Raw genomic sequence first — 20,723 nt, 5'->3', positions numbered from 1 at the left:
CCTCACCGAGTGGCTTTGACCGGCAACCGCTGTACGCTCCCGCCACGACCGGCAGTGGCGGCCCGACCTGTCCTAGCCGTCGATGTCGAGCGCCGTTCCATACAGCCGGTCCACCTTCAACCGGATGACGAGACGCCGCTCGGCAACCAGCTGTTCCAGGAACGCGTCCTCGTCCTCCGGCTTTGCGTCGTGCGGGATCATCCCGAGCAGTTCCCGACCGACCTCGTCGCCAGGAACCGTCGTGATCTCGGAGACCTCAGCCTGGCCTTCAGCGACGGCGAACGACCACACGTCACCGCCCCGCACATGCAGCGCGGCACGTGGGTCGCGCCGCAGGTGCCCGACCTTGGTGCGGTCGGCCGTCGTCGAGAACCGCACCATGCGGGCCTTGGAGTCCCAGCTGTACAGCATGGTGGTCAGGTGAGGATGACCACTGCGCTTGACGGTGGCGAGCGTACCGAACTGCTGCTTGGCAAGCAGTTCGGAGAGGGCTTCGTCGGACAGTGGGCGGGGTGCTGGTCCTTGAGTCATGACCTGTTCAACACCCGTGGCTGCCCGGTAATTTCATCAACACTGTGCGTCCGATCCCCACTTCGACGACACCACCCGCCGGGGTACCGAGCACGGTTCCGGCCTCGGTACTCAACGCTGGGTCGTGCATCGCCCTCCAGACGCTCGATCGGGCAGGCGGACACGTCCGGTGGGTCATCCGGGCGTCGCACCCCCTACCCAACCGATTCCCAAGGCGATGAGCGCAGGAATTCGGCCGGAAGCCTGGGGTGTTGCCGTGTTCCACAGCGGGCATACGGACTCGGAATATTGAATCGCATCAGCAGGCGATAGAGAACTGTTCGGTCGGTTCAGTGCACTGGGGAGCAAACCTGGTGCCTTGTCGGTCAAGCGCCGAAGCACGGCAGTGGTCCTCAGCACAAAAGCGTGGCTGACGCTGCCGCCGACATCCGCCCGGAGAAGCGGTCGCGTCGGCCATCAGGCGTCTGGCAAGCTGGAGATCCACGTCCAGGAGCGCACGGCACCGCGCCACCTCAGATGCGATGGGACTGGGCCAGCGCCCGCCGTTGACCCGGTGTGAGCCCACCCCACACCCCGTCCGTCTCGCCGTAGCGCAGCGCCCACCCGCGACATTCACGCAAGACGGGGCAGCGATCGCAGACACGCCTGGCTCGTTCGACCTGGAGAAGGGACAAGCCGTCGTCGCTGACGGGAAAGAACAGTTCAGGATCTTCAAAGCGGCAAGCGGCCATCTCACGCCAATTCACAGCACCTCCACTTGCCGGCATCACGCGGCGCGGTGCAGTGCACCACCGATGACGTCCCGCCCATGATTGCCCCAGCAAGGCACCGTCCAAAATAAGAGCGGATTGAGACTTCGTCTATATGTCGACCTCTTCACCGCAAGGTGACCAATCGCAAGGTGACCAACCGCAAGCTGTGACTGGAAAGGGCAGCGGTGCCCGGGGCTGAGCCGGCAGAGGCGCCAGGCCGATGCGAATCGACGTACGGTGTGATGGAAACAGCCGGCCCCAGCTCGCCGTGCCGGAAGCGGTTACCAAGCCCCGCGGACCGAGGCGATCCGAGCAACAAGCAGGAGAGAAAACCATGACCACGCGTGTCCGCCGGCCGGGGAGGCAGCGCACCGCATCCCTGCGCACCATGACCCCGCTGATCATCCTGGCACTGACGGCCGCCGCCTGCGGAGAATCGGCCACGCAGCAGGGACCGGCCGACTCCCCCCGGCCTCTCGCCACCAGCCCCGGCGCGCAAACCCCCGGCACCGCCGGTCCCCTGCCCAGCCGCACCGCGCCCGATGCCGCTTCGGCCACCACCGGGGCCGCCTCCTCGGCTGCCACGACCACCGCACCGCCGGCACCCGCTGCCACGTGCACGGACCGGTACTTCTCCGGCATGACCACGGCTCAGCGGGTTGGGCAGCTTTTCATGGGTGGAGTCTCCGCGGCCCACCCGGACGCGGCCCAGCTGCGCACTCTGCGTGACCATCACGTGGGATCCATCATGCTCACGGGGCGCAGCAGCGCCGGCACAACGGTGACCAGAAGGCTGGTCGAGGGTTTTCGCGGTCAGGCGGACCGGGTCGCCGGTAAGCGGGTCGGGCTGGTGGTCGCCACCGACCAGGAGGGCGGCCGGGTGCAGGTGCTGAGCGGCCCGGGATTCTCGGCCATTCCGAGCGGGCTGACCCAGGGCAGCTGGCCGGTCACGACACTGCGTACGCGGGCCGCGGGCTGGGCGAAGCAGCTGAAGGCCGCCGGAGTCGACCTCGATCTGGCCCCGGTCGCCGACGTGGTCCCGGCAGGCCTGGGCACCCGCAACGCCCCCATCGGCTCCTTCGACCGTGAGTACGGCCACACCGCCGACACCGTGACCCCTCACAGCAACGCCTTCGCCGCCGGCTTCGCGCAGTCGGGTGTGATGACGACACTCAAGCACTTTCCGGGACTCGGCCAGGTGATCGGCAACACCGACGTCAGCGCGAACGTCGTGGACTCGGTGACGACCGCCGGCAGCTCCGGTCTCACGCCCTTCCGGGCGGGGATCCGTGCCGGTTCGCCGTTCGTCATGGTCTCATTGGCCACCTACACCAAGATCGACTCCAAGCACCTGGCGGCCTTCTCGCCGACTGTCATCGGTCAGCTGCTGCGCCGTGACATGGGCTTCAAAGGCGTGGTGATCTCGGACGACCTCGGGAACGCGGTCGCGGTACGGTCCTTCACCCCGGCGCAGCGGGCGCTGAACTTCCTCTCGGCAGGCGGAGACATGATCCTGACCGTGCGGCCGAGCACGGTACCGGCGATGGCGCAGGCGATCCAAACCCGGATGCAGCAGGACGCCTCCTTCCGAGCCAAGGTGGACGACAGCGTGCATCGGATCCTCGCCGCGAAGCACGATGCGGGGTTGCTCGTCTGTCGCTGAGTGCGTCTGCGTTCGCCGTGGGAGGAGCACGCCGCCTACCTCGTCGAGCTCAGCAAGGCCTGGGCCGACGACCCGCGCCGCCCGGTCTGGCTCCAGGAGGTCGGCGCACCCGCCCCGCTGGTCCCCGCCGAGCACGCAGCCGCCTTCGCCGAGGCGACCCTCACCCACGTCCTGGACTGCCCCGGTCTGTGGGGCGTCACCTGGTGGTGCTCCCACGACGTCTCCCGCGGCCTCGCCGACTTCCCGGAGCTCGAGTACACCCTCGGTCTGCTGAGCAACGACCGGCAGCCGAAGGACATCGCCGTCTTCGACGAGACGGTGTGGCAGCTGGTGATCGACCTGGAGGTGCTCGGCGAGCTGATGGCCGAGCTGCCCGTGGACTCCGCGCGCCGCTGGGAGATCCTGCGCGCGGTGGAGAAGGCGCTCGACGCCGTCGACCTCCAGGACGTGAACGGCACGGCTGAGCGGGCCCGTCCCCGTCTGACGGATGTCCTGGTTTCCCCCGCCGTGCCGTCCGCGCACCGCATCAGCGCCGTCGGGCACGCCCACATCGACTCGGCCTGGCTGTGGCCGCTGCGCGAGACGGTGCGCAAGGTGGCCCGTACGACGTCCAACATGACCGCACTGATCGAGGACGAGCCGGAGTTCGTCTTCGCCATGTCGCAGGCGCAGCAGTGGGCGTGGGTGAAGGAGCACCGGCCCGAGGTATGGGCGCGGGTGAAGAAGGCTGTGGCGGACGGGCGGTTCGTGCCGGCCGGCGGGATGTGGGTGGAGTCGGACACCAACATGCCCGGTTCGGAGGCGATGGCGCGGCAGTTCGTGCACGGCAAGCGGTCCTTCCTCGACGAGTTCGGCATCGAGAACGACGAGGCATGGCTGCCCGACACCTTCGGCTTCGCCGCCGGTCTGCCGCAGATCATCAAGGCGGCGGTCTCGAAGTGGCTGCTGACGCAGAAGATCTCCTGGTCGCAGACGAACAAGTTCCCGCACCACACCTTCCGCTGGGAGGGCATCGACGGCACGCGGATCTTCACGCACTTCCCACTGCGACCGGTGCACCGGTGCCGTGTGGCATCGGTGCACCGACGTGTCGGGCCGACGTGTCGTCCATCGGGGGGCTTCCCGCTGCCTGTCCACACGCCGACGGGTCCTCAACGCCGCCTGTGCGGACCCAGATTGAGCAGCACCGTGCCGAGCTGGGCGGAGGTGAGCGCCGACGCGGGCAGAGGGGGCGCGGCCGGGTGCGCGCGAAGGCCCTCGAGGAACAGGGCGAGTGGGCGGAGCCAGGCATCCGGAGCGACCGTGGTGAGCGCGGGAACAGCCCGGCCCAGTGCTGCCAGGGCGAAGAGCAGGTCCTCGGTGGTGAGGTCCGGCCGGATGGTGCTCTGCTCCTGACCGCGCCGGACCAGCTCGTCGATGGTCCTGCGGTTGTGGGCGTGGATCGCCTCCAGGGAAGTGACGCCGTCCAGGTTCGTGGTCATGAGGTCGTTGGTGCCGCGGTCTGCGGCCAGGCCCGCGAACACTGTTCGTAGATACTCGGTCAGCCCCATCCATGCGTCTGCGGCGGTTCGCGCCCGCTCGCCGGCCGCCATGGTCTCGGTGAGCGCATCCCGGAAGACCTCATCGACCAGCGCGGCACGAGTAGGGAAATGGCGATAGAGGGTGGCGTTGCCCACGCCCGCCCGTCGGGCGATTTCATCGAGCGGGGCGTCCAAGCCCTGTTCGGCGAAGACCTCGCGGGCTTTGTCCATCAGCAGCTTCCGGTTGCGCAGCGCATCGCGGCGCCCCACCGACGAACGCTCAGCCATCATCTCTCCCTCTCCTCACCCCGTACCGGGGAGTTCTCCCCGGTACGGATGCTATCGTCGACCGACGCAACCGGGGACTATTCCCCGTTTCGTCTCCGGCGGACGTAGTGTCCGCGATCGTTCATGCGGGAGGGGGAGACGTGTCCGACACCGCACTCGTGCTCGGAGGCGGCGGGCCGGTGGGCGGGGCCTGGTTGACCGGGGTGCTCGCCGGGCTCACTGAGGCGGGGATCGATCTCGCCAGCGCCGACGTCGTGATCGGTACGTCCGCCGGTGCCGTCTTCGGATCCCGGCTCCTGTCCGGCGTCCCGGCTGCGGATTTGTACGAGCGCCAGCTCTCCGGAGCAGACGCGGTCCGCCTGCCCGTGACGGCGCGCCAGACGGCGCGCTTCCTCTGGGCGGCGCTGGGCTCCCGCAATCCCCAGCGGTCCATCGAACGCCTCGCCCAGGCAGCGCTGCGCGCTCCGACCGGCCCGGAGTCGGACGTCTTCGATACAGTCGGCGCGCTCCTGGGCGACGTGCGTGACTGGCCCGAGCGGGAACTCCGGATCGCCGCGGTCGACGCCCGGAGCGGACAGACCGAGGTGTTCGACTCGCACTCCGGAGTGACACTCCTCGAAGCGGTGGCGGCGAGCTGTGCCGTTCCCGTCGTATGGCCGCCGGTCACCGTAGCGGGCCGACGCTGGATGGACGGCGGCAGTCGCTCGACCGCCAACCTCCAGCTCGCGCGCGGGTACCGCAGGGTACTGGCGGTCGTGCCGGTCCCGCGGGCGGTCGGGCCGCATCCGAGCGCCGCACAGCAGGCCGCGGAACTGTCCGACAACGGGGCGCGCGTCTTCCTGCTGTCCCCGGACCGTGCCGCACGCCGCATCATGGGCCGCAACATGACGGACCACACGCGCCGATCGGCTGCCGCCCGCGCGGGCCACGCTCAGGCGAGTGCGCTGTTCCCTTCGGTAACCGACCTCTGGCAGGGGTGACGTGAGGTCGGAGTGCGCGTCGTCGATCTTTTCTCGGCCGTGACCTGTCCTCGATCCGGTCACCGTAAGTGCGGCCGAGAATACACAGCGATGTCACCCTCGGTGCGGCAACACAGACGGTCATAAAAATTGTGAAAACAGACACAATCAGGCAGAGAACGGTATAAACTGGGCATTGCGTAGCGAACACGCGTACCCACCGCCGACAGCTCAATGCCAGGAGAGCCGCATGGTCCAAGGAGCGAACGCCGCTCCTGACACGAACCCCCGCGCCGACGCCGCTTCCGCCCTCGGATGCGAAGTGTGCAACGGCTGGGGCAGTGTGATCACCTACTGGGGCCGCCACGAACTGTGCTCCATCTGCCAGCCCCACGCCGACCGAGAGGACTACGACACGGGCACCGCACCCCAGGTCCCGTAAGACGCCGATCGCCCCAGAAGATGCGTTGCAATTCCAGATCGCCGTTCGCCACCAGTCGCATCTGCAACTGCCCGGCGGAGTCGAGGCGGGCGCCGGCTCCGCCTCGTCGCCATCCGGCAGGATCTGCGCCTGCGCCTGGCGGACATCGTCGCAAGGTTGGCGGCCATGGCCCGAATGACGGCCGCGGCACGCAGAGTTCAGATCTCTGCCTGCCGTCCCCACAGAGGTGAGTACCCGGTCAGCGCACTCTTCACGTCCGGCCTGCGCCCGGGGGACGCCTCGCCGTGACGGGGAACGGCACGACAGGCATTCGATGCCGCAGGAACCTGCTCGAGCGCGCGCACCCACACCGATTCCGGCACAGGACGTCTCGGGCCGCCCGGATGGACTCGGCCCGCCGGCCGCGCGGTTCCCTCATTCGCTATGGCCACGGTTCACCGGAACCTGGCAGCAGACGGCGGAAGCGGTCACCTACCGATCCACGCATCAGGGGTTGACACGAGGCGCTGCGCAACCCAGCCTTTGGCAACGTTGTCATTCCTGCTGCGGCGGGCGCGGAGTCGCTCCGGGCTGCACCGCTTTTTGATGGGACGTCACGCTCATGACAGATCAGTCGGATCCGTCGCGCCATCCGTCGCGACGGGCCATCGTCACCACGGGTACCAGCCTGCTGGCCGGATTCGGCCTCAGCTCCGTGCTCCCAGTGGCGACTGCCGTTGCCGCACCCGACAGCGCACCGGTCAACTCCGCCGCCACCCCCGGTGAGCTGGCGCTCTACCGGCCGGTCTCGGTCTCTTCGACCGCCTACGCCGCCACCCCCGGCTCCTTCGTGGTCGACCGCCTCTCCTCCCCCGGTGTCCGGGGCAGCGGCTGGCGTGCCGAGGGCGGCGATCCGCAGTGGATAGCCGTCGACCTGCAGGGGACCTGCCACGTCACGCAGGTCCGCCTGACCTTCGAGGCGGACGCCTCCGATCCGGTGTACACGCCGCCCACCACCGGTAATGTGCACAGCGGCACCACGGGCAAGGAGATCCAGTCGAGCTTCTCCCTGGTCTTCCTGGTCGAGACGTCCGTGGACCACAAGTCCTGGACCACGGTGTACAGCACCACGACGGGAACCGGTGGCGTCGTCGACATCCAGCTTCCCCGCCCGGTGTCCGCGCGATGGGTGCGCATGACCTCCCAGAAGCGCTCCAGTCCGCTGCCCCTCGGCCTCAACGGCTTCGAGGTGTACGGCACCGCCGCGGGCCACCGCCCCTCGGTCACCGGATGGACCGACTGGGGCACCCGGCACGGCGAGGCACCCGGGCTCACGGTCGCCGATGACGGGACCGTGCCCGTGGAGTCGGGCTGGCGGCTCACCATGGACGACTGGGCCGGCACGGACGGCGCCGGTCTGTCGAAGACGTCCGTCGACACCAGCACCTGGCTGCCCGCGACCGTTCCCGGCACAGTGCTGGGCTCACTCGTGGAGCAGGGCAAGCTGCCCGACCCGGTGGCGGGCTTGAACAACCTGCACATTCCGGAGGCGTTGTCGCGCCACTCCTGGTGGTACAAGCGGGACTTCGAGCTGCCGCGCGGCCTGCGCACCGGCGTCGGCCGGCACGTCTGGCTGGAGTTCGACGGCGTCAACCACAAGGCCGATGTGTGGCTCAACGGCAAGCAGGTGGGCGACCTGACGTACCCGTTCGCCCGTGCCGCTTTCGACGTCACCCGGCAGCTCGCCGAGAGCGGCGAGAACGCGCTCGCGGTGAAGATCACGCCGATGCCGGTCCCGGGCAGCCCGGGTGACAAGGGTCCGCTGGGCGAGTCCTGGGTGGACGCCGGCGCGCAGCAGATGAACCTCAACTCCCCGACGTACCTGGCGTCCTCGGGCTGGGACTGGATGCCGGCTGTGCGCGACCGCGCGGCGGGCATCTGGAACCACGTCCGGCTGAGATCGACCGGGCACGTCGTCATCGGCGACCCACGCGTGGACACCGTGCTGCCCGCGCTGCCGGATGTGTCGGTGGCCGAGCTGACCATCGTCGTTCCCCTACGCAACGCGGACACCGCCGACCACCAGGCGACGGTCACGGCTGCCTTCGAGGGGGTGCGGGCCTCGAAGACCGTCACCGTGAAGGCAGGCGAAAGCTTGGACGTCGTCTTCACCCCGGACGTCTTCCGGCAGTTGAGGGTGCGCGACCCCCGACTGTGGTGGCCGAACGGTCTGGGCGAGGCCAACCTGCACGACCTCACGCTCACCGCCTCGGTCGGCGGCCAGGAGAGCGACCGGCGCACCACCCGCTTCGGCATCCGGCAGTTCGGCTACGAGTACGAGGTGCCGCTCGCGTTCACCGCGTCCGGCGACGCCTACACGCAGACCGTGACCTTCGACCGGCAGCAGGCCCGGCACGTCCGCATCAGGTGCCTGACCCGGGCCACGTCCTGGGGCTGCTCGCTGTGGACCCTGTCCGTCGGGGACAGCACCCGGCCGGGCACCGACCTCGCGCTGCACGCCCACGCCGACGCGTCCAGCACCGATCAGGACAGCAACGGCGCGGCCCATGCCACCGACGGTGACTCCGGTACCCGCTGGTCCTCCGCCTACGAGGACGACCAGTGGATCAGCGTCGACCTCGGCTCCGTCCAGTCCTTCGACCGGGTCGACCTCACCTGGGAGCAGGCGTACGCGAAGACCTTCGTCATCCAGGTCTCCTCGAACGGCTCGGACTGGACCGACGTGAAGTCGGTGGACAACGGGGCGGTGCCGCTGCCGTTCAACAACGGCAACGCCAGCCTGCAGGTGGAGGACTTCGATCGGCAGACCGCACGCTACGTCCGCCTCAACTGCGGGCTGCGCAATACCAATTGGGGCAACTCCCTGTGGTCGCTCTCTGTCGTCGACCGCAGTGAACCCGGCACCGACCTCGCCCTCCACCAGAAGGCCACCGCCTCCACGGAGGAGTCCGACCACCCGGCGTCGCACGCCACCGACGGAGACCCGAACACCCGCTGGTCCTCCGCCTACGAGGACCACCAGTGGATACAGGTGGACCTCGGCTCCTCGCGGACGTTCGACCGCGTCGCCGTCGTCTGGGAGACCGCATACCCGAAGTCGTACACGATCCAGGTGTCCGACGACGGCGAGAAGTGGACCGACGTGAAGTCCGTGTCGAACACGCCGGACCCGCTGAAGATCAGCGTCAACGGCGTGCGCGTGCTGGCTCGCGGCGGCAACTGGGGCTGGGACGAACTGCTGCGCCGGATGCCGGCGGAGCGCGTGGACGCGGCGGTGCGCATGCACCGCGACATGAACTTCACCATGATCCGCAACTGGGTCGGCAGCAGCGACCGGGAGGAGTTCTTCGCCGCCTGCGACCGGCACGGCATCCTGGTGTGGAACGACTTCCCCAACGCGTGGGGCATGGACCCGCCCGACCACGACGCCTTCAACGCGATCGCGCGGGACACCGTACTGCGGTACCGCATCCACCCGTCCGTGGTGGTCTGGTGCGGCGCGAACGAGGGCAACCCCCCGGCCGCCATCGACAAGGGGATGCGTGAGGCGGTGGAGCAGCAGGTGCCCGGCGTGCTCTACCAGAACAACTCGGCGGGCGGCATCATCACGGGCGGCGGCCCCTACGGCTGGGTGGAGCCGGAGAAGTACTTCGACCCCATGACCTACGGCAGCCGCGACTTCGGCTTCCACACCGAGATCGGCATGCCCGTCGTCTCCACCGCGGCGAGCACCCGCAACATGACGGGCGACGAGCCGGAGTGGCCGATCCGCGGTGCGTGGTACTACCACGACTGGAGCGAGCGCGGGAACCAGGCGCCGCAGAACTACAAGGCTGCCATCGAGGCCCGCCTGGGCGAGTCCGGCGACCTGGACGACTTCGCCCGCAAGGCGCAGTTCGTCAACTACGAGAACACCCGCGCCATGTTCGAGGCGTGGAACGCCAACCTGTGGGACAACGCCTCCGGCCTGATGCTGTGGATGTCCCACCCGGCCTGGCACAGCACGGTCTGGCAGACGTACGACTACGACTTCGACGTCAACGGCACCTATTACGGCGCCCGTTCGGCCTGCGAGCCACTGCATGTGCAGGCCGATCCGGTGAAGTGGCGGGTCATCGCGGTGAACCACACGTCGGCGGACCTGCGGGGCGCCACCGTCACCGCCCGGCTGTACGACCTGTCCGGCCGGCAGCTCGGCGGGAGCAGGACGGCCCGGGTGGACGTGGAACGGGCGGCCACCGCCGAGGCGTTCACCGCGGCGTGGACGGACGGCCTGCCGGACCTGCACCTGCTGCGGCTGACCCTGGAGGAATCCCGGGGCAGGGAGCTGTCGCGGAACACCTACTGGCGCTACCGCGAGGCCGCCGCGCTGCGGGCTCTGAACAAGGTGAAGCAGGTAAGGCTGACGGGCGCGATCACCGGGGTGTCGGCCGGCAAGCCCTCCAGTGACCGCCAGGAGCTGACGGCGGTGATCCGCAACCAGGGCTCGGCGGTGGCCGCCATGGTCCGGCTCACGCTGCTGGAGGACCCGCAGGGCCGCCGTGTGCTGCCGACGCTGTACAGCGACAACTATCTGTGGCTGCTGCCCGGCGAGTCCCGGACGGTCCGCCTGTCCTGGCCGACGGCAGCCTGCTCGTCACGGCACCCGGTGCTGACGGCGGAGGCGTACAACAGCCCGGTCGCGACGCTGCGCGGCTGAGACACTCCGTGCCCCCGGCCCCCGCCCGGGCCCCGGGGCACGGAGTCGCCCGCCGGGCGGCGGCTGCTCCGTCGTCCGACTGCGGCGCGTCAGTGGTCGACCGGACCCGGTGGGCGCCGGAGCGACTGCTTGAGCTGTGCGGGTCAGCGGTCGGGATCGGGTCGTCCCAGTTCGTAGGGGGCCAGGACATCAGCGATCGTCTGGTTGCGCGGTGTGGGGATCCCGAACTCTCGGCCCAGGGTGACGACACTGCCACTGAGCCAGGGCAGTTCCAGACGGTTGCCCTGCATCAGGTCGTTGTGCATCGAGGACGTCATCGCGGCCGGCAGGGTGTCACAGAACGCCAGCCGCTCGTCGGCGAACTTCGGATCGAGATTCACCCCGGCGGCACGGCCGACCTGCACGGCCTCCGCCATCACTTCGCGCAGCAGTTCCCGGCAGTGAACGTCGGAGCGGATCACCCCTATGGGCTGACGCACGGCGGTGGTCGTCGCCGAGAGCCCCACCAGGAAGGCGAACTTTTCCCAGATGACCCGTTCGATGTCCGAGCTGAGTTCTGCCTCGATGCCGGCGGAGACGCACGCGTCGAGGAAGTCGCGGGCGCGAGGGGCGTCCACGTCGTCGTAGGGGCCGAACACCACCTTTTGCATGGCACCGCGGTGGGAGACGATGCCCGGCTCCTCGATGACGGCGGAGATGTAGCAGGCACCGCCCCACACGGCCCGCGTCGACAGGTGCCGGCGCAGGACTGCGTCTTTGCGGACTCCGTTCTGCAGGGAGATGACGCGGGTCCCTTCGCCCACGACATCGCCCAGCTGGGCCGCGACGTCCTCGGTGTCCCACAGTTTCACGGCGACGAGCACTACATCGGCGGGTTCCAGTTCCGCGATGGTGGCGACTACCGATGCCGCCGGGACCTCGAGGTCGCCGAGCGGGCTGCGTACCAGCAGTCCGCGTTCCCGTATGGCCTCCAGATGACGGCCCCGGGCGACGAAGGTGACTTCGTGGCCCGCTGCGGCAAGCCGGGCGCCGAAGTAGCCCCCGACACCGCCCGCCCCCACTACGGCTATGCGCATGACGTGTTCCTTTCCGCTACGGGACATGACGTGGCTGTGGCCGGGGTCAGCGCGGCGACGGCACCGGCTGCACAGAGGAAGAGGAGTGCCTGCGGCAGCCTGCCCTGCATGGCGGTCGCCAGGGATCGGCCCACGGATCCCGGGTGCCGCGGGCAGTCGGAGCCTGCTGCAGCGCGAAGGCCATGGTCACCACGGACTCCGAGACCGCTCCCCCGCGCGGTGGACCAGAAAAGGCGGGGAGCAGGGCGACACCCATCCACGACTCCACCCCCCCTTAGTAACCTTTTACAGGGTTACTATAGCCGCATGGTCGAACGAGCACAGGACGGCCGACGCACCCGGGTCACGGCACAACTCCGCGAACTCCGCTTCGACGCCGGATCCCTGTCGTTGAACCTCATCGCCACGGTCGGGCGCCGCCCGATCACGCCGGTCGAACGGATGGGCGACATCGACCGGCTCAGGGCCTGGTGCGACGGGGTACGGCTCGCCGTTGACCCGGGCGAAGACCTGGTGGGGTTGCTCGCGGCCCTCCACGAACTGCGGGACTGCGCGTACGACGTCACGGTCGGATACCTCCACCGCCAAGCCCCCCGGGAGGAGTCGGTGCGGCTCTTGAACGAACTGGCCCGGGTACACCCGCCGGCCCCCCAGCTCCAGGCGGACTCCGATGGCCTTCCCGCCGCAGCGAGCAGTCCCGGGCTGTCGACTCCCGCACTGCTCTCGCTGATCGCCCGCGACCTGATCACGCTGCTCTCGGATCCGATACGACGACAGAGGCTGCGGGAGTGCGACTCCGACGTCTGCAGGATGCTCTATCTCGACGCCGAGCAGGGAAGGCCCAGGAAATGGTGCTCCATGCAGCGCTGCGGCAACAGCACCAAGGCGGCCCGGCACCGCCGCCACCGCGAGCAGGCCGCTGACCTCCCTGCGCCCTGATCGGCCGTCACGATTGCACGGCAGAGTTCGACCAGCAGTCCGTAGAGCCTGACCGGCCCCCCCCCGGCCCACAGGGACCTTTCGACCGCGCCGACCGCGCCGGGGGACGCCCCGACGCCCCCCCCCACCGCGGCCCCTCCGGATTTCCGCTCCGGACAACGGCCCTGCCCTCACCCGGGAGGAGTTCGACACCCTCTTCGACACCGTGCGCGCGCCTGGGGCCGTTGGCCCCCGGAGGAGGCCGACCGCGGCGCGTCGACGGTCTCGACGCCGTCCTGTGCGCCGGGCTGCCGCCCCGTCGCCGTAGCCGCACTCACCGTGTTGATGGCCGTTGTCTCCCGCTAGTTTTTCTGCAAGGTGCGGGTGACACCCGCGATGACGGCGGTCGTCAGCACCCAGCCGAAAGCGATCAGCAGGTAGGCCAGCCACTGAAGGCCGACGTTCGACCAATACCAGGCCGTGCGCTGCCCCAGGCCGCCGATGGGGATCAAGAGGTCGAGCGTGTAGACGAGGGGCTGGAAGGAGCCGCCTTGTCCTTGCTGGACCGGGTTGGGGGCGTGGGTGCCGAACGACAGCGTGCCCAGCAAGGTCAGCGCGAGGAGCCAGACGCCGGCCAGCCAGGGGCGGTAGCCGTAGCCCACGGTCACGTCGAGCAGGTGTCCCCATACACGCATGGCCGGGGGCAGGGTTTCACGCCGATGGCGCTGTTTGGCCAGGAGTACGCGGCGGGCGTCGTCGTCGTGGCCGGCCTTCCGGTACCAGCTCGCCAGTTGCTCATAGGGCTGGGGGTTGTAGCCCGGGCTGCGTCGTATCCACGCCACACGGTGGGCGACAGAGTTCCGCCGCCCCACTGCCTCGCGCCGCTCGCCTGCCTCGTCGACCTTGATGGAGCCGTAGACGAAGCCGTCCAATTCCACCACGTCCGGCCAGCTGCGGTCGCTGTCGTGGAGGTAGGACACCTGCGCACCCCGCAGGTCCACGGTGCCGGACGGTGGCCGGTCGAGGGTGAAGTCGAAGTCGACGGCCTGCATCAGCATGGCGACCAATGACGGGCCATGGCCGTCGGGCGGCCCGTTGAGGACGGCTCCTTCGAAGGTCAGGTTGTCCGAGATCCGGACACCCCGCAGCCGTACGGTTCCGTTCGCGGTGAACCCGTCGGAGAAGTCGAGCGTCGAGGCCACGGCGTTGTCCAGGGCGAGCGCCACGCCGCGTCGGCCGGGGCGTTCCAGTTGTGCGCCTCGCATATGGAGTCCGCCTGGCAGTTGTGCACCCATGAGACGGACTTCACCGTGTGCGACGAATCCGTCCTGGCAGTAGACGCCGCCCTCAGCGACCAGTCCACCAGCGGACACCGACCATTCCTCAGGTGCGGTGATCTCGGCGCCGTTGAGGTTCACGGCACCGCTCACGGCGGCGTTGATGAGCGACAAGGCGGTGGCCCTGCGGTGGAAGGGCGAGGCAGAGCCTCTTTCCAGGTGAGAGCGCCGCAGGTCGAGACGCCCCTCGATACGGATCAAGCCGGCTTCCACGCCCGGCACTCGACTGCCGACGATCCCGATCGACTGGGTCGACGCTCCGGAGAGGTCCACGCCCTCCTCGAGCCAGCAGTCCTCGAGCCAGAGTGCGTGAGCGATCTGCGCGCCGGCCAGGTCGAGGTGCCCGGATATCCGTGCCCCGGCGAGCCTCAGACACGCCACGGCGCCCGATTGCATGGTGTTCGCACCCAGCAGCAGCGCCATGATCACAGCAGCCCGCACCGTCCGCCCGGGGCCCCACTGTCCGCCCTCGGCGACACGGTCGTCCTCGGGCACACCTGTGCGCAGGTCCACGCGGCGTCCCTCGGGGAACGCGTCCCACAGCTCACGCTCTGGCGAAGTCAACTCGTCGTATGAGAGCACTCATGCAGAGTAGTGATCTTCCTTTCCGCTCGCCTTGCCCCCACCGCACGCGGATCCGAGGGTGGGCCCCATGGCCGGCAGCAGCCGGCTGATCGGTGCTGCGGTCCCGCCCGGGCGTCCGCGGCACCGATCGGGTACGGCCCGTGCGGAACGCACCCCTGCGCCCGACCACGGCTTGCCTCAGTGTCTGCCGGGAACCGCGGCACGTGGCACACCCGGTCGTCATGGCACGACACGCGGACGCCACCGGGAGGACTCCGTACGCGCGGTCCCGTCTCCCGCGTCCACCTCCACGAGCGTCTCGAAGAAGAACTCATGCTTGAGAAACGACACGTACTCGTGTCCCGGATAGGGCGGGATCAACTGGGCGGCCTGGAACAGCCTCCAGCCGTCCTCCCGGCATGCACGCCCGGCTTGTACGGCGGTTCGTCGCCGTCCCCGGTCGTCGGCGAGGTGCGTGCCGTGCCGTCGTTCCGCGACCAGCCCACGGTCTCGGAATCCAGAGCGGAGGTGGCCAGGTAGAGCACCAGGACCTGCTGACGCGTGCTCTCGCGACCTCCGTCTGCGGGCGGTTGGCGACCCGGGTCACCCAGTGCTCCAGGTCGAAGGAGTCGTCCCCGGTGAGTACGCGCCACAGCAGGACGCGGTTGTAGATCTCCAGGCGTGCGGTGGCGTGCTCGTACCAGGGGAAGTGGGCGCTGAGGTTCTCTGCGACACGTGGGTCGTCGAGGTCGGAGGTGTCCCACAGGCGCCGCTGCCGCGCCGCTCCCAGCGACTCAGGGAATGGCTGCGGCATCTGATGACGGGGTGAAGCGGTGGCGCTGGATCAAGGAGACGGCCACGCTGAGTGCCGCGACGAATCCGGCGATCAGCACCGCCCATGAGCCCGCGAACGTGCAGGCCAGGATGGCGACCGCGGTCAGCGGCAGGACAGCCTGCTGGCGCAGTGACGGCTTGTCGTGGCGTGCGTGCAGGAGCCAGGTGAAGAAGACGAATCCGGCCGTCGGAACGGTGGCCGCGGCGGCGGCGCTCGTGGCGCCGATGTGGGCCTGGCCGGCCACCTGCTCGATCGCCACTTCGAGCCCGGCGCCGATGGCGGCGGCCGTGGAGAAGACCAGGTAGTGCCCGTATCCCCACAGGAATGCACGTCTGCTCGTCCGCAGGTGCTCGTGGATGGGCACGACGAAGTAGATCCAGTAGGCGGCGAACACGATCAGCAGGCCACCCGCGGCGATGGGAAGCAGCTGCGTCGAACCGCCCCTGTCCAGAGCCCTCTGCACGGCCACCGTCGCGGCGGCGACCGTCTCGCCCAGGACGATCAGGGTGAACAGTCCGTAGCGCTCGGCGATGTGGTGGGGATGCCAGGGAGTCGGCCTGCGACGCTCGGCCACCACGGGCACGGCGAGTTCTGCGGCCGCGAGGACGACGTACACCCACGCCTTCACGTCCGTGTGCGGCAGGAACCCGAACGCCACCCAGCCGATCTGCACGAGGACGACGCCGGCGGCGTACCGCAAGGCGGTGATGCGGGCGTCGCCCCGCTCACTGCGGGCCGCTCTGACCCACTGAGTCGTCAAGGCCAGCCGCATCACCACGTAGCCGATCAGGACGATGGAGTAGTCCGTGCGGTCGAAGGCGCGTGGCACCCCGGCGGCCAGGATGAGGACGCCCGCGATCTGCACCAACGTGGTGAGCCGGTAGGGCACGTCGTCCGTGTCGTACGCGGAGGCGAACCAGGTGAAGTTCATCCAGGCCCACCAGACGGCAAAGAAGATCATGGCGTAGCCGGCCACACCCTGACCGGCATGCCCCGCCGCCACGGCGTGCACCAGCCTGCCACCTGCCTGCGCGACGGCCACCACGAAACAGAGATCGAACAAGAGCTCCAGCGGTGTAGCGACGCGGTGCGCTTCCGTCGGGTCCCGCCGGACCATCGTCCGCAGCAAAGGCTCGACCGGAACCCGGCCGCCCGGCGGGCCGCCGGCGCGCTCGCTCACCGCACGTGCTCCTTCCCGTTCTTCTACAGCAGCCGGACGACTTCGGCCGGCTCCCCCCATCGCCGGGCGTCAACAACCGTGCGTGCGGCCGGTCGGCCACGTCGATGCCGGAAGGCATGGGCCGCCGGCCCGCTCAGGAGGGCCCTACCGGTGCTCGGGGTTTTCGTAGTCACGGCGGCAGCCCGCGTCCCAGGCGGTGCGCTGGTTGCCATAGGCGGGGATGCCGCCGAGGTCCTTCAGCGCCCGCGCCAGGTGCAGCAGGTTCCAGGTCATGAAGGTCGTGTTGCGGTTGGTGAAGTCGTTCTCCGGACCGCCCGAGCCGGGGTCGAGGTAGGAGGGACCGGGACCCGCCTCGCCGATCCAGCCGGCGTCAGCCTGGGGAGGGATGGTGTAGCCCAGGTGCTGCAGGCTGTAGAGGACGTTCATGGCGCAGTGCTTGACGCCGTCCTCATTGCCGGTGATCAGGCAGCCGCCGACTCGCCCGTAGTAGGCGTACTGGCCGGCGTCGTTGAGCACGCTGGAGCATGCGTAAAGGCGTTCGATCACCTGCTTCATCACGGAGCTGTTGTCACCCAGCCAGATGGGACCGGCCAGGATGAGGATGTCGGCTGCGAGGACCTGCCGGTAAAGGTCTGGCCAGGCGTCCGTCTCCCAGCCGTGCTCGGTCATGTCGGGCCACACGCCGGTGGCGATGTCGTGATCGATGGCCCGTACCACATCGGTCTGCACTCCCTGTGCCGCCATGATGGCGGTGCTGCGGTCGATGAGCCCCTGGGTGTTGCTGGGCTCCGGCGACCGCTTGAGGGTGCAGTTGATCACCAGGGCCCGCAGATCGTCGTAGCGGGCGGGCGGTGCGTCGACGGCGGGCGAAGAAGCGGTCACAGGTCCTCCCGGAGTCCTGCCGCCACGCAGTGCATGGCGGCGCGTCCATGTCCAGCGTGCGGACCGGTGCGGTGCGGCGCCACCACCAGGCGTCCGAATGGTCCGTGAGGCGAGTGGCCGACGGAGCACCGCGACATCTGCGTTCGCGTCTTGGGCGCTGAAGCGGCCGAGGGCGTGGAGTACGTCTGCACGAGGGGCCCGCCTGCGCCTGAGTACGCGTACTCAGCTGATTGCGTCACTTGGCCCCTGACGCGGCCGGTCCGTGTCGCCCACGATGGAGTGCCCCCGCGAGAGAGGTGCCTATGGGCCGTGACCTGCAGCTGCGTGTTGCTACTCCGGAGGATCTCGAGTGGATCCATGAACTGCGTCACCGAGTGTACGCACAGGAGTTGGGCCAGCATGAGCCGAATCCGGCCGGGCGGCTCCGCGACGGGCTGGACGGTGACAACGTCTACCTGGTCGCGGCGCGAGGAGCGGCCCGTGTCGGCTTTGTCAGCCTGACTCCGCCGTGGTTGGGGCGGTACGCGCTGGACAAGTACCTGACCCGCGACGAGCTGCCGCTGCTGACCGAGAGCGATCTGTTCGAGGTGCGCATCCTCACCGTTGAGCCGCGCTGGCGGGCCGGCGCAGCGGCGCCGCTGCTGATGTACGCGGCGCTGCGCTGGATCGCCGCCCGGGGCGGTCGCCGGGTGGTGGCGATGGGGCGCACCGAGCTGCTCACCATGTACCTGGCCACCGGCCTGCGCCCGGTCGGCCGTACCGTGGACAGCGGTGCGTTGACGTTCGAGGTGCTGACCGGCAGCGTGACCGAGCTGACGAAGGTCGCGATGGACCGTTACCGCACCCTCCTGGAGCGTATGCGGTCCGCAGTGGACTGGCAGCTGGACATGCCGTTCGCACCTCGGCCGGACGGCTGCGAACACGGCGGTGCCTCGTTCACCGCCATCGGCACGGACTTCCGCACGCTGCACCGGCGCCACCGGGTGGTCGCGGCCGACGTACTGGATGCCTGGTTCCCACCGGCACCGGGGGTGCGGGCGGTGCTCGCGGAGGATCCGGCCTGGGTCGCCCGTACCTCGCCGCCATCCGGCGCCGAGGGCCTGCTGGCGGAGATCGCCGCGGCTCGGGCGCTGCCGGCTCAGACGCTCGCGGTCGGCGCCGGTTCGTCCGACTTGATCTACAGGGCGTTCGGCCAGTGGCTGACCGCGGGAAGCAGGGTGCTTCTCACGGACCCGAGCTACGGCGAGTACGCGCATGTCACGGAGAGGGTGATCGGATGCCGGGTGGACCGGTTCCGGTTGCGTCGCGAAGACGGCTGGCGGATCGATCCGGCCCGGCTGTCCGCTGCCGTCGAGGCCGGCCGATACGACCTCGTGGTGGTGGTCAACCCGAACAACCCGACGGGACGCCACGCGCCGGCAGCAGAGCTGCGCTCGCTGATCGCCGCCGCACCGGTCCGAACCCGCTGGTGGATCGACGAGGCGTACCTGGGCTATGCCGGCCTGACCGAATCACTCGCCGACCTCGCCGCGACGGACCCGCGGGTGGTGGTCTGCAGCTCGTTGTCCAAGATGTACGCGCTGTCCGGTGCGCGGGCCGCGTACCTGGTTGCCGAGCCGATCACCGCGGCGCAGCTGCGCCGATGGACGCCACCCTGGCCGGTCAGCCTCCCGGCACAGCTGGCCGCGGTGGCGGCCTTGCGCGACCCGGCGTACTACGCCCACTGCTGGCTGCGTACCCACGCGCTGCGCCGGGAACTGGCCGCCGCCCTGGCCGGGCTGGACGAGACCGTGGTGGTCGAGGAGGCCGTGGCGAACTTTCTCACGGTGACTCTGCCGCCCGGCGGGCCGAGCGCCGCCCGACTCGTCGACGAGTGCCGCCGTCGCGACGTATACCTGCGGGACCTGTCGCCGTTGTCGCCCGAGTACCAGGGACGCACCGTGCGCATCGCGGTCAGGGACACCGCCGAGAACGCGCGCATCGTGGCCGCGTGCCAGGCCGCCCTGCACGTTCTGCGGCCGGGTCCGGCTTCGCTCGCTGCGATGCCTCCGGGCGCTGCCGCTACCGGATCCGCTCGGTGATCACCGTCGCGTCCCTGGCGCCCTACCTCGGTGGGGCGCTGGCGCTGGGCGGCGTCGCGGTGGTCGCGTCCCGGCGGCGTGAGCTGATGGTCCGGTGGTGCGCATGGGCCGCGGGGGTGCCTCTGGTCACCGGTGCGTTCTGGCTGGGCCGACCGGGCGCCGCGGCCGTCGCCGTCGCGGTCGGGGTGATTGCGGTGATGGAGTTCGGCGGGCTGATGCGGCTGGGTCGGGCAGACCGGGTGGTACTGGGCGCGGCGGTGACAGGCGTGGTGATGGCCGCTTGGCTGGCGCCCGGACAGGTGCTCCGGGTGGTCGCGATCGGGGCTCTCGCAGTGGCCGCAGTGCCGCTCCTGGCCGGCGACGCCGACCACGGCCTGCGACGGCTCTGCGCCGGCCTGCTCGGGCTGGCCTGGCTGAGTGTGCTGGCCGCGCTGGTGCCGCTCGGGGCGAGCGCGCTCGCGTTGTTCGTCGCGGTCTCGATCGCCGACATCGTGGCGTACTTCGCCGGTCGAGGGCTGGGCGGGCCGCGGCTGTCACCACTGTCGCCGGCCAAAAGGTGGAGCGGGACACTGACCGGGTCCGCGGCCGGCCTCGGCGTGCTCGCCGTGCTGTCCGCGCTGAGCTGGCCGACGGCAGTTGCTGTGGCGGTCGGTGGCCCGGTGGGCGACCTTCTCGAGTCCATGGTCAAAAGAGGTGCACGGGCAAAGGACGCCGGCCGTTGGCTACCCGGCTCCGGCGGTCTGCTGGACCGCATCGACTCGCTGCTCATCGCGCTGGCCGTCCTGCTCGTCCTGGGCTGACCCGCACCGTCCATGGCCGGACAGCGACACGGTGCGAGGCCTCGCAGGCTCGCCATGGGCAGCGGTGTGCCACGGGCAGCAGTGGACTCGCCCGGCGGCAGGCCGTACTGCACCGCTCCCGTGGCCGGCCGGCATCACGAGCAGCCGCGCGGACGGGGGTGCTCACCACCACCCCGGGCGGGTGACTTCGGACGGC

General features: G+C 69.7%; 14 protein-coding genes and 3 pseudogenes. 8 read left to right on the top strand and 9 right to left on the bottom strand.

Annotated features, from left to right (window positions below; all coding sequences use genetic code 11):
- Positions 1 to 72 precede the first annotated feature (72 nt).
- A complete protein-coding gene (locus SY2F82_RS16735) occupies positions 73 to 531 on the bottom strand; it encodes a PPOX class F420-dependent oxidoreductase (RefSeq protein ID WP_200419866.1) in 459 nt (152 codons plus the stop codon).
- Positions 532 to 1,043: 512 nt separating this feature from the next.
- The gene (locus SY2F82_RS16730; RefSeq protein ID WP_200419865.1) at positions 1,044 to 1,277 is read right to left on the bottom strand and encodes a WhiB family transcriptional regulator; all 234 of its coding nucleotides are present in this window, start codon (positions 1,275 to 1,277) and stop codon (positions 1,044 to 1,046) included.
- A gap of 340 nt (positions 1,278 to 1,617) precedes the next feature.
- Here SY2F82_RS16730 and SY2F82_RS16725 point away from each other — a divergent pair, with 340 nt between their 5' ends.
- Both SY2F82_RS16725 and SY2F82_RS16720 read left to right on the top strand, forming a co-directional pair.
- Complete coding sequence (locus tag SY2F82_RS16725) at positions 1,618 to 2,946, top strand: glycoside hydrolase family 3 protein (RefSeq protein ID WP_200419864.1); 1,329 nt, start codon at positions 1,618 to 1,620, stop codon at positions 2,944 to 2,946.
- A gap of 294 nt (positions 2,947 to 3,240) precedes the next feature.
- A pseudogene (locus SY2F82_RS16720) lies at positions 3,241 to 4,011 on the top strand (alpha-mannosidase); the annotation flags it as partial.
- An 86-nt stretch (positions 4,012 to 4,097) separates the two neighbouring features.
- Here SY2F82_RS16720 and SY2F82_RS16715 read toward each other — a convergent pair.
- Positions 4,098 to 4,754, bottom strand: coding sequence for a TetR/AcrR family transcriptional regulator (locus SY2F82_RS16715; RefSeq protein ID WP_200420043.1), 657 nt, complete (start codon positions 4,752 to 4,754; stop codon positions 4,098 to 4,100).
- Positions 4,755 to 4,894: 140 nt separating this feature from the next.
- Here SY2F82_RS16715 and SY2F82_RS16710 point away from each other — a divergent pair, with 140 nt between their 5' ends.
- The 3 genes from SY2F82_RS16710 (at position 4,895) to SY2F82_RS16700 (ending at position 10,854) form a co-directional block, all read left to right on the top strand.
- Positions 4,895 to 5,734 (top strand): patatin-like phospholipase family protein, encoded by an 840-nt coding sequence (locus SY2F82_RS16710; protein WP_200419863.1) that lies wholly within the window; start codon positions 4,895 to 4,897, stop codon positions 5,732 to 5,734.
- Positions 5,735 to 5,963: 229 nt separating this feature from the next.
- Complete coding sequence (locus SY2F82_RS16705) at positions 5,964 to 6,155, top strand: hypothetical protein (RefSeq protein WP_200419862.1); 192 nt, start codon at positions 5,964 to 5,966, stop codon at positions 6,153 to 6,155.
- A 601-nt stretch (positions 6,156 to 6,756) separates the two neighbouring features.
- Positions 6,757 to 10,854 (top strand): discoidin domain-containing protein, encoded by a 4,098-nt coding sequence (locus tag SY2F82_RS16700; protein WP_200419861.1) that lies wholly within the window; start codon positions 6,757 to 6,759, stop codon positions 10,852 to 10,854.
- 143 nt (positions 10,855 to 10,997) lie between these two features.
- Here SY2F82_RS16700 and SY2F82_RS16695 read toward each other — a convergent pair whose 3' ends face one another.
- A complete protein-coding gene (locus SY2F82_RS16695) occupies positions 10,998 to 11,930 on the bottom strand; it encodes a 2-dehydropantoate 2-reductase (RefSeq protein WP_200419860.1) in 933 nt (310 codons plus the stop codon).
- A gap of 306 nt (positions 11,931 to 12,236) precedes the next feature.
- Here SY2F82_RS16695 and SY2F82_RS16690 point away from each other — a divergent pair, with 306 nt between their 5' ends.
- Positions 12,237 to 12,869, top strand: coding sequence for an ABATE domain-containing protein (locus tag SY2F82_RS16690; protein WP_200419859.1), 633 nt, complete (start codon positions 12,237 to 12,239; stop codon positions 12,867 to 12,869).
- A 341-nt stretch (positions 12,870 to 13,210) separates the two neighbouring features.
- On the opposite strand, the gene SY2F82_RS16685 is transcribed toward SY2F82_RS16690, so the two are convergent.
- The 5 genes and pseudogenes from SY2F82_RS16685 to SY2F82_RS16675 form a co-directional block, all read right to left on the bottom strand.
- Complete coding sequence (locus tag SY2F82_RS16685; RefSeq protein WP_200419858.1) at positions 13,211 to 14,767, bottom strand: oxidoreductase; 1,557 nt, start codon at positions 14,765 to 14,767, stop codon at positions 13,211 to 13,213.
- A 222-nt stretch (positions 14,768 to 14,989) separates the two neighbouring features.
- Positions 14,990 to 15,360, bottom strand: a pseudogene (locus tag SY2F82_RS38890) (hypothetical protein).
- Positions 15,333 to 15,524, bottom strand: a pseudogene (locus tag SY2F82_RS38885) (phytanoyl-CoA dioxygenase); the annotation flags it as partial. The pseudogenes SY2F82_RS38885 and SY2F82_RS38890, both read right to left, overlap by 28 nt.
- Before the next feature lie 19 nt (positions 15,525 to 15,543).
- On the bottom strand, positions 15,544 to 16,701 hold the full coding sequence (locus tag SY2F82_RS16680; RefSeq protein WP_200420042.1) for a low temperature requirement protein A: 1,158 nt from the start codon (positions 16,699 to 16,701) through the stop codon (positions 15,544 to 15,546).
- Positions 16,702 to 16,908: 207 nt separating this feature from the next.
- Positions 16,909 to 17,646, bottom strand: a complete 738-nt coding sequence (locus SY2F82_RS16675) for a flavodoxin family protein (RefSeq protein ID WP_200419857.1) — start codon at positions 17,644 to 17,646, stop codon at positions 16,909 to 16,911.
- Between the two features lie 302 nt (positions 17,647 to 17,948).
- Between SY2F82_RS16675 and SY2F82_RS16670 the strand changes: the two genes are divergently transcribed.
- Positions 17,949 to 19,727, top strand: coding sequence for a histidinol-phosphate aminotransferase family protein (locus SY2F82_RS16670; RefSeq protein ID WP_200419856.1), 1,779 nt, complete (start codon positions 17,949 to 17,951; stop codon positions 19,725 to 19,727).
- Positions 19,724 to 20,527: a phosphatidate cytidylyltransferase gene (locus tag SY2F82_RS16665; RefSeq protein ID WP_200419855.1), complete on the top strand. Its 804-nt coding sequence runs from the start codon at positions 19,724 to 19,726 to the stop codon at positions 20,525 to 20,527. Before SY2F82_RS16670 ends, SY2F82_RS16665 begins: the two co-directional genes overlap by 4 nt.
- Positions 20,528 to 20,723: the final 196 nt, after the last annotated feature.

Source organism: Streptomyces sp. Y2F8-2 (genome assembly GCF_014905555.1).
Classification (GTDB): domain Bacteria; phylum Actinomycetota; class Actinomycetes; order Streptomycetales; family Streptomycetaceae; genus Streptomyces; species Streptomyces cynarae.
The sequence above is the reverse complement of the archived record's forward strand: the minus strand, read 5'-3'. Positions and strand labels throughout refer to the sequence as shown.